At 35.9% G+C, this 11982-nt stretch carries 11 protein-coding genes and 1 pseudogene; 8 read left to right on the top strand and 4 right to left on the bottom strand.

Going from position 1 to position 11982, the window contains the following annotated elements:
• Positions 1-21: 21 nt before the first annotated feature.
• Positions 22-1092, bottom strand: a pseudogene (locus tag ACKI4K_RS04910) (amidase family protein); the annotation flags it as partial.
• A 108-nt stretch (positions 1093-1200) separates the two neighbouring features.
• Here ACKI4K_RS04910 and ACKI4K_RS04905 point away from each other — a divergent pair.
• Entirely contained in the window at positions 1201-1995 is a 795-nt protein-coding gene (locus ACKI4K_RS04905; RefSeq protein WP_407422853.1) for an HAD family hydrolase, read from the top strand.
• Between the two features lie 73 nt (positions 1996-2068).
• On the opposite strand, the gene ACKI4K_RS04900 is transcribed toward ACKI4K_RS04905, so the two are convergent.
• Positions 2069-2782, bottom strand: a complete 714-nt coding sequence (locus ACKI4K_RS04900) for a sugar phosphate isomerase/epimerase family protein (RefSeq protein ID WP_407422852.1) — start codon at positions 2780-2782, stop codon at positions 2069-2071.
• Between the two features lie 68 nt (positions 2783-2850).
• On the opposite strand from ACKI4K_RS04900, the gene ACKI4K_RS04895 reads away from it, so the two are divergent.
• The 6 genes from ACKI4K_RS04895 to albA all read left to right on the top strand — a co-directional run bounded on the left by ACKI4K_RS04895 (position 2851) and on the right by albA (position 8725).
• Positions 2851-3264, top strand: a complete 414-nt coding sequence (locus tag ACKI4K_RS04895; protein WP_407422851.1) for a PadR family transcriptional regulator — start codon at positions 2851-2853, stop codon at positions 3262-3264.
• Positions 3248-4297 (top strand): ATP-binding cassette domain-containing protein, encoded by a 1050-nt coding sequence (locus ACKI4K_RS04890; protein WP_407422849.1) that lies wholly within the window; start codon positions 3248-3250, stop codon positions 4295-4297. The genes ACKI4K_RS04895 and ACKI4K_RS04890 overlap by 17 nt, the downstream gene beginning before the upstream one ends.
• Positions 4284-5441, top strand: coding sequence for an ABC transporter permease (locus ACKI4K_RS04885; RefSeq protein WP_407422847.1), 1158 nt, complete (start codon positions 4284-4286; stop codon positions 5439-5441). The genes ACKI4K_RS04890 and ACKI4K_RS04885 overlap by 14 nt, the downstream gene beginning before the upstream one ends.
• A gap of 11 nt (positions 5442-5452) precedes the next feature.
• A complete protein-coding gene (locus ACKI4K_RS04880) occupies positions 5453-6658 on the top strand; it encodes a PQQ-binding-like beta-propeller repeat protein (protein WP_407422845.1) in 1206 nt (401 codons plus the stop codon).
• A 79-nt stretch (positions 6659-6737) separates the two neighbouring features.
• Complete coding sequence (locus ACKI4K_RS04875; protein WP_407422843.1) at positions 6738-8273, top strand: 2-isopropylmalate synthase; 1536 nt, start codon at positions 6738-6740, stop codon at positions 8271-8273.
• A 176-nt stretch (positions 8274-8449) separates the two neighbouring features.
• A complete protein-coding gene (gene albA, locus ACKI4K_RS04870; protein ID WP_407422841.1) occupies positions 8450-8725 on the top strand; it encodes a DNA-binding protein Alba in 276 nt (91 codons plus the stop codon).
• A gap of 9 nt (positions 8726-8734) precedes the next feature.
• Here the strand turns inward: albA and ACKI4K_RS04865 are convergent, their stop codons facing one another.
• Both ACKI4K_RS04865 and ACKI4K_RS04860 read right to left on the bottom strand, forming a co-directional pair.
• Positions 8735-9394: a PHP-associated domain-containing protein gene (locus ACKI4K_RS04865; protein ID WP_407422839.1), complete on the bottom strand. Its 660-nt coding sequence runs from the start codon at positions 9392-9394 to the stop codon at positions 8735-8737.
• A gap of 1 nt (position 9395) precedes the next feature.
• The gene (locus ACKI4K_RS04860) at positions 9396-10427 is read right to left on the bottom strand and encodes a DUF1786 domain-containing protein (RefSeq protein ID WP_407422837.1); all 1032 of its coding nucleotides are present in this window, start codon (positions 10425-10427) and stop codon (positions 9396-9398) included.
• 90 nt (positions 10428-10517) lie between these two features.
• On the opposite strand from ACKI4K_RS04860, the gene ACKI4K_RS04855 reads away from it, so the two are divergent.
• Entirely contained in the window at positions 10518-11819 is a 1302-nt protein-coding gene (locus tag ACKI4K_RS04855) for a TrpB-like pyridoxal phosphate-dependent enzyme (protein WP_407422835.1), read from the top strand.
• Positions 11820-11982 lie beyond the last annotated feature (163 nt).

Genomic DNA, 11982 nt, shown 5'->3' with positions numbered 1-11982 from the left:
CTAAGACCGCTGGCCTCCGACTTTGTAATATTTGCCGCTGAATTCAGCTTCTGCAATATGTGAACCGATTTTGATTCTTCTTAAAACTTCATCTCCACACACTTCTTCGATTCTGGAACCGTAGTCTCTTCCATCGTATTTTCTTGTTGCGGAGAAGAATTCCACATAGTTGATCAAGTAGTATGTAGGAAGACAGAGGTCAATGTAGTCAAAGCTCACTTCAACAAGTTCAGCGCCCGCATCAACCAGTTTGCTGATTGCTTTATTCACTGTTTTGTTGATTTCCTCATCTGTCACATCGATGAACTCTTTACATACAGCTATTTTCATGCCTTCAAGGCTGGTGTCATCCAGCACTTCGGTAAAGTCAGGCTTATTCCAGTCAAGAGTGGTACATTCGGTTTCATCGTAATTTGCAATTGCATTCAATGCCAAAGCTATTCCGCTCACATCATTTGCCAATGGTCCGATTTGGTCCAGACTCATGGATAAGTCCAAAAGCCCTTGTCTGGAAACGGCACCATAAGTAGGTTTGAATCCTACAACTCCACAGTGTGAAGCAGGGTTTCTGATAGACCCGCCGGTATCGGATCCTATTGCAATGTCACACATTCCAGCAGCTACTGCCGCTGCACATCCTCCGGATGAGCCTCCAGGAATTCTGCCAATGGCTTTAGGGTTTTGTGTAGGTCCGTAGTAGGAAGTTTCGGTTGAGCTTCCTGCTGCAAATTCATCCATATTCAAAATACCGACGATTATTCCGTCTTCAGCCAATATTTCGTTGACAACAGTTGCATTGTAGCTTCCGATGTAGTCCTCTAAGGTTTTGGAAGCCGCTGAAATAATCAAATCTTCAACATTAATGTTTGCTTTTATACCAAATACTAATCCAGCTAAAGCGCCAACTTCTTCACCATTAGCTATTTTTTCATCAATAGCTTCTGCTTGTTTAAATGCATTTTCATAGTTTAATTCAATAAATGCATTAATGGTTTCGTTATTTTCATCTATAACTTTAATGAAGCTTTCAACGTTTTCTTTAGCTGTCATTTCTCCATTTTTAATGGAGTTTAATTTTTCAATAACGTTCATTAAAACACCTGATAATCGTAAATTATAATATTAATAGTTTATTTCTCAATATTTATATAGGTTGTTTTTTTAAATACTTTTAAATATTTTTTATAACTATTATTAATCATGAAAAAGGCTGTTGTATTTGATAACTCAGGAACATTAATAAAAAGGTATAGGGTTATTAAGGATGTTATTAACGGAACCATATTTACAGATATCAATTCCCTGGATTTAATAGACCAGGCCGATTCCCTGGCTTTGGTTGTACTTCAGTTCAACACCAATAAGCTTTTGGAATTGGACCCAGATACTCTAATTTCAGATGTAATTAAGGAATATGGGATTGATTTCGATGTCAGCTTCTCTACAAAGCAGGTTTCCAAAGCCGAAGTGAAGGAAATTTTGGACACAGAAAAGTCAACCACCATTTCAGACATTACCGACGGATTTGACATCTTGCGTGAAAAGATATCTAAAATGGAGCTGTGCAACGGGTCAGCTTTAATAGTTGATATGGATCTGGGCATCGTTGCATATACAATAACTTCTGCAGGCAGATTTTTCCCGAAAGTTTTTGAAACTGTTGAAACACTGAAATCAAGGGGCATTGAAATATTCATCGCATCAGGAGATAGAAAAGGTGCCATCAACAGGCTGGCCAACATGCTGGATGTTCCGGAGGACAATGCGTATGGGACTGTTTCTACCAAAGGTAAATGTAAGGTTGTATCAATTCTTCAGGATAGCGGTTATAAGGTCATGATGGTTGGAGATGGCCTTAATGACTTGTTGGCATTTAATAAAGCGGATGTTAGTGTTTTAACTATTGAACAGCAGGAAGAAGTATCTCCAAAAATGATGGATAAGACAGATTATGTTATTGAAGACATTTTGGAGGTTACCATGATCGATTTTTGAATTTTATTTTTTGATGCATATAACTTATAACTTATAAGTTATAACTAATAACTTATACAAAAAAAATAATAAGTTATAAATTATCAATAACCTCCTTGCTTTTTAAGATATTGTCAAAATTGTTTAGCTCTATAATGGCGGTATCTATTTTTTTCAATAGATTCAAGTCCAGTGTACCTTCACCCAAAGTAATGTGCTGGTCTTTAACTCCGTCATTATCATTCAGGTGGCAATAGCTGATGTTTTTTAGTGAGAGCATTTCTTCCAGGTTACCGCAGGTGTTCCCGTGACCGGTATCTATTGTCAGACTGCAGCCGGTAGCTTCCTGAATCATTTCGATTTCCTCAACAGTGTTTCCCAGGAATTTGCCTCTGACAGGCATATTTTCAACAGATATTTCAACATTGGTATTGTCGATTATCTCCCCGACACTTTCAATTGCAATTTCCAATGCCCATTTTCTTAAATGCGGTTCGTTACGGCCTATGATTCCTGGATGGACAGTAATCGTATTTGCATTAATGCTTTCTGCATATTGTCCACATTGAATCATTTGTTTTACACTTTCGGCCCTTATTCCCTTGTTTAAGCTTGCTATGTTTATGTCAACGGTTGCTGCATGGATTCTCATATCAAGACCGCAATCTTTAAATTCATTGTTGTCCTTTTCAAAGAACGGACCTTCTCCAAGAATTTCAATTATTTCAAATCCGTGCTGTTTTGCCAAATTTATTATTTTGCTGTTGTCTTCCATGAACAGTGCAAGTGTTGTAAAACCTAGTTTCATGTTTATATATTATGAGATAATAATATATTAAACGTTTACATATATCAAATTTTGACATATGGTGAATTATGACAGACAAAAATTTTGATGAATCACATAAAAAAGTTTTTAAGAACTTTTCAAACGGTATTATTCACAATCTGATCTTATGGATTATTTCTAAAGAGAGTATCCATGGTTATGGAATCATGAAAAGGTTAGAGGATTTCTTCAACTTTGAAAATTCCAAATGTGAAATCAATATTACATCCAGTAAGGTATATCCTATTTTGTCTAAAATGGAGGAAAGAGGATTTATCGTTGGAGAGTGGAAAGTTAACGAAAACAATAAAAGGGTTAAATATTATTCAATCACCCATGAGGGTGATGAATTTTTAAATTTTATTAAAATTCATATGAATGAGGTTTTAAGCAATTCCTCATGGTTAGCCTTTTTTAAAGAAATGACTGGAAAGGAGATTAACGATGAAAAACGCAATTGAAACCGTAAACCTGACCAAGGTTTATAACAATAGCTTCCGCGCTGTTAATTCTCTTAACTTGGAAATTCCAAACAAAAGCATATTTGGAATGCTGGGTCCTAATGGGGCTGGAAAAACCACAACAATTAAGATGCTTACCTGTTTAATACAGCCCACTTCCGGAAAAGCTATTGTTGGTGGATATGATGTTCAGAAAAATCCAGATGAGGTAAGAAACCTTTTAGGCATGGTCCCACAGCAGGTCAGTTTGTATAAGGATTTAACAGTAATGGAAAATTCTCAACTGTGTGCGGATTACTATGGAGTTCCCAAGGATGAGAGAGATTCACGAATTGAAGATTTAATGGAACTTGTGGATATTAAATATGCAAAGGATAAACGTGTAGGCCAACTTTCAGGAGGCCAGAAACAGAAAGCTTCTCTTGTGGCCAGTCTGGTTCACAGGCCGGATATTTTATTTTTGGATGAGCCTACAATCGGTCTTGATCCCACTACAAAACGTACGCTATGGGATTTGATCAGGGAACTGAATGATAATGGCCACACTATAATCCTGTGTTCTCATGACATGCATGAAGTGGACATGCTTTGCGATAATGTTGGAATTATCAATACAGGAAATCTGGTTGCATATGATACTCCTCAGGGTCTCAAGGATTCCCTTCTGGAAAGCAATAAGCAGGAAATAACCAATGCCCTTGGTAAAATTTCACAGGAAAGTGATGCAGATGCATCAATCAGTGAAGATTTTGAGGATTTAACTTTAAAAAAGATGTCAGTTCTTTTGAAAAATCAGGATGACAATATTATTGAAGCTATTAACAGGTTTGATAATGTAAAAAGTATTGAAATAGCTCGAAACGGTCGTATAAATTTAAAAGTTGACAGCTTTGACGATATGGCTGTTCATAATGTACTTAATCAGATAATATCTTCAGGAGGTATTATAAAATCGATTTATACAGAGGAACCTTCCCTTGAAGATGTTTTCATTAAATCAACAGCAGAGGTGAATGAAGATGATAGAGCCTAATAAATTTTGGTGGATGATTAAAAAAGAATTGATTTCTCTTAAAAGACACCCAGCCAGGCTGGTATCAATCATTGCATTTCCGATTATAATGATTTTACTTTTTGGTTATGGAATGGGTGGGGAAATGACAGACCTGCCGATTGTTGTCGTTTCCCAAAGTCATGGTGATTTAACCAATTTGACTTTGAACACTATCAAATCAACCGAAACATATCATGTTGTTGAAGTTATGGATAATATGAATGACGGTAAGAAGATGGTTGATTCGGGTGAAGTCAAGGCGGCCATTATTTTACCGGCGGATTATGATGACAATTCGTCTCAGCAGAAAGGGGTAACGCTTTATTTGGATTCGTCAGATCAGATGGCGTCCCAGATTATTGAATCATCAACTCAGGGAATATTTTACAGACTGTCTAATATGGTGGCGGCTTCCCAGACCAGCGTTTCAACTCAGAATGCAAATATCACTCCATCATTGTCACATTCCTTAAACAACTTTAAAGATGACATTTCCCTTCATATCAATAGAATTTATGGAAATATTAAATATATCGACTTTTTAGTTCCTGCAATTTTGGGAATGACTATTATGATGAGCTGTATGATGGGAATGGGTGCAACAATAGCTGGAGAACGTGAAACAGGAGAGCTTGCAAGATTATTTATGACTCCGACCTCTGTTTCCACAGTTATCGGCGGTAAGATTGCGGCAAAACTTCTGATTGAATTGGTAAGAGCGTTGATATTGATATTCATGGCAGTAATACTTTTCAATGTCAGTATCAAGGGCGGTTTTTTACAGACGTTCATTGTTCTTGTCATAGGTGCATTGTGCTTTGTCGGTTTCGGTATCATGCTTTCGGCCAGAACTTCCACACAGGAGGATTATGCTCAGATTTCCCTTCCGTTTTCAATGCCTATGATGTTTGTTTCAGGGGTATTCTATCCGATTGAAACAATGCCTTGGATCTTACAGAAATTGGCTTATGTTTTCCCATTGACATATTTAAATGATGCCATGAGAGGAATAATGCTCAAGGGACAAACTTTAGGTGATGTATGGTTTGATCTGGTAATTTTATTAGGTTTCACTTTATTGTTCTTCATAATTGGAGTAAAAAGATTTAACAGGGATGTATAGGAGGTTTATAAATGTATAAAAAATTGTTGATAGGTTTTATAATTTGTATTTTATGTTTATCTCCAATTGCTGCTGATGATTGGAATTCATTTGCAGGTGGAATAGACCATGCCGCTTACAGGGATGACAACTCAGATTTTGTAACAAATCTTTGGGTTTTTGACATGGGATCTTCTATTCATTCTTCTCCTGCAATTTACGAAAATTATATTTACATTGTTTCTGTTGATGGAATTTTAAAGGCTATAGATATGGAAACCGGAGAGGAAGAATGGGATTTGGATTTGGATGCTAAAACCAATTCTTCACCTATTATTAATTCTAATAGACTGTATATTGGATGTGAAGATGGATTAAAAGCGGTCAATATTGACAATCATAAAGTTGTCTGGGAATATGACTGTAATAATGTTCAGTCCACTCCATTTTTCTACGACGATGTGATTTACTTTGGAAGTGACGACGGTCACCTGTACGGTCTTGACAAGGATGACGGTAAGGAAGTTTTAAATAAAAAATTGGATGGCGAACTCAAATCTTCCCCTATAGTTGTAAATGATTCAGTCTACATCGGTTCAACTAATTGTAAATTATACAGTATTGGTACAGACAAAGAGAATAATTGGGAATTCACATCAGGTGATGAGATTGTATCTTCCCCTAGTTATGTAAATGATACAGTTATTTTCGGTTCAAGCGATGGGAACATATACTGTTTGAATGAATCTGACGGAAGTTTAAACTGGAAGGTTGATTTAAACAATAAGATAATAGCTTCTCCGACTGTTGATGAACATGACAACAGCGTTTATATTGGCTCAGATGAAGGAAATTTAACTTGCATTGACATTAGGGATGGAACTGTAAAGTGGAGCCATTTTGCAGGAGATAAAATTCAGTCAACTCCTGCACTAAAAGATAATTTAATTGCATTTGGCTGTAATAATGGATATTTATATGTCTTAAATAAATACACAGGCCAGGAGGTATTCAATTATAATCCGGGTACAATTTTATTTAATTCTCCTATTACATCTTCACCGGTTATTAATGGAAACAGTCTGTTTTTTGGTGATGATGCAGGATATCTATATTCTTTAAATATAGATAAACATGAGGTTCCAGGTTCAATACAAATGTATTATTCAATAGCCGTTTTAATAATTGTCATTGTTTTGGCCGTTGTAGTCATTAGAAAAATTAAAGGTAAAAAATAACTTTTACCTTTTTTTTATTCTAAAAAAAATTTATAAACCTTCAGATGATATTATTATTAGGATTTAGGGAAGTAATGAAATGATTACAAATGATATAGAAATTCTAAAAAAAGAGGATATGAACCTTTCGGACAAGATTTATATTTTCGATACAACATTAAGGGACGGTGAGCAAACACCCGGTGTTGCGCTGACAGCTGATGAAAAGATTCAGATTGCACAAAAACTCAATAATTTGGGTGTTGATAAAATTGAGGTTGGATTTCCGGCCGCTTCTCTCGGTGAAATAGAATCTGCTAAAAGAATCAAAGAAAGGGGTCTTGATTCCACTCTTGTTGGTTTGGCACGTTCCCTTAAAGATGATATTGACGCTGTTTTAGACGCCGATTTGGAATATGTCCATACTTTTATAGGTACTTCCCCATTGCATAGAAATTACAAACTCAGAATGGACGAGAATAAAATTATAGAAACTTCAGTTTCAGCAGTTGAATATGCAAAAGATCACGGCCTGACTGTCGAGTTTTCCGCTGAGGATGCAACTAGAACAGAAAGGGATTTCTTATTTGAGGTTTTCGGTGAAGTCGTTAGTGCCGGCGCTGACTTTCTGGATGTTCCAGATACTGTAGGTGTTTTAACTCCGATTTTGACCCGTGAACTAATCACCGATATTAAAAATAATTTTACAGCTCCAATCAGTGTTCATTTTCACAATGATTTCGGTCTGGCTACTGCAAATACATTAACGGCCATTGAATGCGGAGCCAATCAGGCGCACGTTACCATTAACGGATTGGGTGAGAGAACTGGAAACTGCTCTTTAGAGGAACTGGTAATGACTCTTAAATCTGCCTATGGCATTGATTTAGGTTTGGATACAACCAGATTATACAGTTTATCCAATTTGGTCGGACGTTTAACAGGGGTTAAAATGCCTGTTAATAAGCCAATCGTTGGGGACAATGCTTTTGCCCATGAATCCGGAATTCATGTTCACGGTATTTTGAACAATTCCTCTACATATGAGCCGATATCTCCTGAGATGGTTGGCCATTCAAGACGTATAGTTTTGGGCAAGCACACTGGAGCAAATGCAGTAAAATCTAAATTGAAGGAAAATCACATTGATTTAAATGATGAGCAGTTTTGCAAGGTTTTTGATGAAATTAAATCATTAGGCGACAGCGGAAAATGTGTAACTGATGATGATTTGATAGCTATTGCGATTACTGAACTTTCCTCCGCCCGTGAAACACCAATCATTATTAAAGGTTTAAGTATTTCCATGGGTGCTAATGTTTCTCCGACAGCAACTGTTAAACTTGAAATTGATGGTGAAGAAAAAGAGACCGCAAGTACAGGTGTGGGACCTATTGATGCCGCATTAAATGCAATTAGACAATTGGTTCAAGGTACTATGGATATTGAACTTGAGGAGTATAATCTTGAAGCTATCACCGGCGGTACTGATGCTCTTGCTGAAGTTTTTGTTATCAGTTCAGATTCACTGGGCAATACCTCCACAGGCAGATCAACCAATCAGGATATTGTCATGGCAAGTATTTTGGCTGTTCTTGATTCTATGAATAAGTTATTATTGATACAAAGAGCATAATAATTTATAATTTTCACTTTTTTTCTTCTTTTTCTTATTATAGTTTAATTATTAATTTATTATTGACATTAATTGATATCAAATATTAATTTAATTAAATTCTATTTATCTGTGTTTTTTTGTCTCATGTAAAATTTTATATACATCAAAAATCTAAATTTTATATGGTGACTTAAATGGAGAATAATACTATTTTCGTTGGTAGTAAGCCTGTAATGAATTATGTTTTAGCAGTTGTAACACAATTCAATGAAGGTTCTAACAGTGTTCTTCTAAGAGCTAGAGGTAAAGCCATCAGTAGAGCTGTTGATGCTGCTGAAATAATAAGAAATCGTTTCGTTCCAGAAGCGGATGTTACAGATATTAGGATTTCTACTGAAGAAATTGAAAACTACAATAACGAAAAAACAAATGTTTCTATAATAGAAATTTTAATTGAAAAGGATGAATAATTATCCTTTTTAATCAAATTTCTTTAAAACTCTTCTTTCAAAAAGATATTTTGATAAAAGAACATTTGAAGTTCCTTTTCCATCAACTTTTGTTTTTCCTTTTTTTATTGATTTTATAACACTGTCAATGTCTTTTTCTGCATCGATTAAGCTATAGCAATCTCCAACAAATTTCCAGTAGTGAGCATCACTTGCACCTAACTCGGGAATATTTTCTTTTTTGGATAAATTTTTTGCTTTCCCGTTGCAGTAGCCAACAATGAATCTAGCATTTTTTGTTTCTATTGCATCAATTTTCAAATCTTTATAGTCAGTTTTACATAGGAGGCCATGACGGTAAAAACAGTATGGATGTGGTATTATTGCAAGACCACCCAAATCATGAATTTTGTCTATTGTTTCTTGTGGTGAAAGGTCACGAGGTATATTTTCCTCACACCCAAAACCAAGGATATGGCCTTGTGTTGAAGAAATTTCTATAGATGGAATTGCAAGTATATCTGTGTTCCTTGTTTTAGCCAAAACTTCACTTGTTCCATCAACTGTGTTGTGGTCACTAATTGCAATTATGTCAATATTCCTTTTAGTTGCAACATCTAAAATGTCATCAATTCTGGATGATGAATCCGATGAATATTCGCTGTGTATATGAGAATCCATTTTTAGCATTTTATCCACCCAGTGCGGTTTTTATTAATCCGACTGTACCGGTCATCATAACATCTCCCCCCGGTGCCGCATGATGCCAGTCCAGATTTGTTTTTTCTATCAGCTCTCTTTTCGGTCCGCTCACAATCACTTTTTCAATTTTTGATATTGGATTTAGTACATGGGCGCCATGACCGTAATCTTCGTGAACTTCCTCATGTGTTATTTCACCAGATGCCAGACGTCTGATATATCTTTCAAGTGATTCACCGGTCAAACTTGATGTGTGATGTTCAAACACTCCCTGTATCTTTCCGTTTTCTATCGATGCTGCTGTGGTATGCCCGTTACCGATATCAATTACAATGTAACTTTTTAACTTTTTAGCTACTTCGTCATAACACATTCCTGCTATTGATGCGAATTTTGTGTCCATTACCAACGGGATATCTTCTATTCCTTCCGCCTTAATCTGTCTTCTTACTGCCTGCATTCTTGTAAAGTATTCAGGCATGTCATCTTCAAATCCGAATTCCAATGGAGAGATAGGTTCGCATACCTTTTCTCTTATTTTTTCAAATCTGAAATCCCTGTCTCCCATGTTTTCGTTGTATCCGTGGTCTTGAACGGCTATTGCTATTTTATCAAAATCGAATTCCAGATCATATCCCAGTAAAAATTCGGATAATTTTGCAATGTTTATGTCCCCCATTGTGATTCTTGTATAATTTTTATATTCTTTTGATTCATCTGCGATTTCAATACCGATTGCTTTTACCTGATTTAAATCGTCGCGTATTGTCCTGGCACAAAGCGGGTCCATGACTACTTTGTATCCTTTTTCCATATGCTCTTGAATAGTCTTTTTAATCTTTCCTCCTCCCATTATATCCCCCTTGAAGTAAATGTCGTTTTCAATTTCTCTAATCTGTTGGGAAATATAAAGGTGCGGGGAAGGCAGTACCAGTTTTATGGAGTTTTCCAGTTCTTTTTCAGTATCATAAATCATAATGTCCTGTGTTCCGGTTCCAACATCAATAGCTAAAATTCTCATGATTTTAAATTGTTTCTTATATTATTAATAATTAGAGTGTACATATATGTACAACAAAGATTTAAATAGTACATTATAATAACTATTATTATGAATTATAAAATCACTTTATCATCAGACGAAGTGCCTAAACAATGGTACAATGTTATTGCTGATTTGCCGTCTGAACTTCCTATGCCTATAAACAGTGAAGGTAAAGATCAGATTGCTTCTTTACAGAAAGCTTTTACAAAAGCCGGCTTAGAACAGGAATTTGCACAAGACCGTTATATTAAAATTCCAAATGAAGTCAGAGAATTATATATGCAAATGGGAAGACCTTCTCCATTGTTTAGAGCTACAAGACTTGAAGAATATTTAAACACTCCCGCTAAGATTTATTATAAGCGTGAAGATACTTCTCCAACCGGTTCTCACAAGTTGAATTCTGCTATTCCTCAGGCTTACTTTGCCAAAAAGGAAGGTGTTGAAAGATTGACTACAGAAACCGGTGCTGGACAATGGGGTACTGCATTATCATTGGCATGTAATTTGCTTGACCTTGAATGTACTGTTTATATGGTTAAAGTTTCCTTCCAGCAAAAGCCTGACAGGAAAAATATCATCAATATTTATAACGGTAACATTTACGCTTCTCCAAGTGAAAATACAGAAATCGGCCGTCAAATCTTGGCTGAAAATCCTGACCACCCAGGTTCATTGGGTGTAGCTATTTCTGAAGCTATGGAAGAGGCTTTGGCTAATGATGAAGTCAAATATTCTCTCGGAAGTGTATTGAACCATGTAATGTTGCACCAGACTGTCATCGGTCAGGAAATTAAAACCCAACTAGAAATTGCTGAAGAGGAACCTGACGTCATGATTGCCTGTGCCGGAGGAGGCAGTAACCTTGCCGGTTCTTTATTCCCATTCATCAAGGATAAAATCGACGGAAATTCAGATACCCAGTTCATTGCTGTTGAACCTAGTGCATGTCCAACATTAACAGAAGGAAGTTACGAATATGACTTCGGAGATGTAAGCGGATTTACTCCTATGCTTAAAATGTTTACACTCGGACATGACTTCGTAGCGCCGTCAGTTCATGCCGGAGGATTACGATATCACGGTATGTCTCCACTTGTTTCACTTTTAACTAAGGAAGGTTATATCGAACCTAGGTCAGCTCATCAAAGAGATGTTTTCGAAGCCGGAATTACCTTTGCCCGTAATGAAGGTGTTCTTCCTGCTCCTGAAACCACTCATGCAATTAAGGTTGCTATCGATGAAGCTCTTAAATGTAAACAGACCGGTGAAGAGAAAACAATTGTAATGAATTTCTCAGGTCATGGAATGTTGGACTTGAAAGGATATGCTAGCTATTTTGAAGGATCAATGCAAAATGCTAAATAATCCTTCTTTATTTTTTTTCATTATTTTTTGTTATAACTTATAACTTATAACTTATTAGGGATAAGTTGCAAGTGTTAAGAAATAACTGTTAACTTATATGTGAAAACAAATACTTTATAAGAGAGAAGTTATAAAATATAACTTATTTGTTAAAAGTTAGTTA

Origin of the sequence: Methanobrevibacter sp., assembly GCF_045644645.1 — an archaeon.
In the GTDB taxonomy this organism is placed as follows: domain Archaea; phylum Methanobacteriota; class Methanobacteria; order Methanobacteriales; family Methanobacteriaceae; genus Methanocatella.
The sequence above is the reverse complement of the archived record's forward strand: the minus strand, read 5'-3'. Positions and strand labels throughout refer to the sequence as shown.

What these genes read in the sequence shown, in the direction of transcription:
- ACKI4K_RS04905 (WP_407422853.1), top strand. Translation starts at nt 1,201, where the DNA reads ATGAAAAAGGCTGTTGTATTTGATAACTCAGGAACATTAATAAAAAGG.
- ACKI4K_RS04900 (WP_407422852.1), bottom strand. Translation starts at nt 2,782, where the DNA reads ATGAAACTAGGTTTTACAACACTTGCACTGTTCATGGAAGACAACAGC.
- ACKI4K_RS04895 (WP_407422851.1), top strand. Translation starts at nt 2,851, where the DNA reads ATGACAGACAAAAATTTTGATGAATCACATAAAAAAGTTTTTAAGAAC.
- ACKI4K_RS04890 (WP_407422849.1), top strand. Translation starts at nt 3,248, where the DNA reads ATGAAAAACGCAATTGAAACCGTAAACCTGACCAAGGTTTATAACAAT.
- ACKI4K_RS04885 (WP_407422847.1), top strand. Translation starts at nt 4,284, where the DNA reads ATGATAGAGCCTAATAAATTTTGGTGGATGATTAAAAAAGAATTGATT.
- ACKI4K_RS04880 (WP_407422845.1), top strand. Translation starts at nt 5,453, where the DNA reads ATGTATAAAAAATTGTTGATAGGTTTTATAATTTGTATTTTATGTTTA.
- ACKI4K_RS04875 (WP_407422843.1), top strand. Translation starts at nt 6,738, where the DNA reads ATGATTACAAATGATATAGAAATTCTAAAAAAAGAGGATATGAACCTT.
- albA (WP_407422841.1), top strand. Translation starts at nt 8,450, where the DNA reads ATGGAGAATAATACTATTTTCGTTGGTAGTAAGCCTGTAATGAATTAT.
- ACKI4K_RS04865 (WP_407422839.1), bottom strand. Translation starts at nt 9,394, where the DNA reads ATGCTAAAAATGGATTCTCATATACACAGCGAATATTCATCGGATTCA.
- ACKI4K_RS04860 (WP_407422837.1), bottom strand. Translation starts at nt 10,427, where the DNA reads ATGAGAATTTTAGCTATTGATGTTGGAACCGGAACACAGGACATTATG.
- ACKI4K_RS04855 (WP_407422835.1), top strand. Translation starts at nt 10,518, where the DNA reads ATGAATTATAAAATCACTTTATCATCAGACGAAGTGCCTAAACAATGG.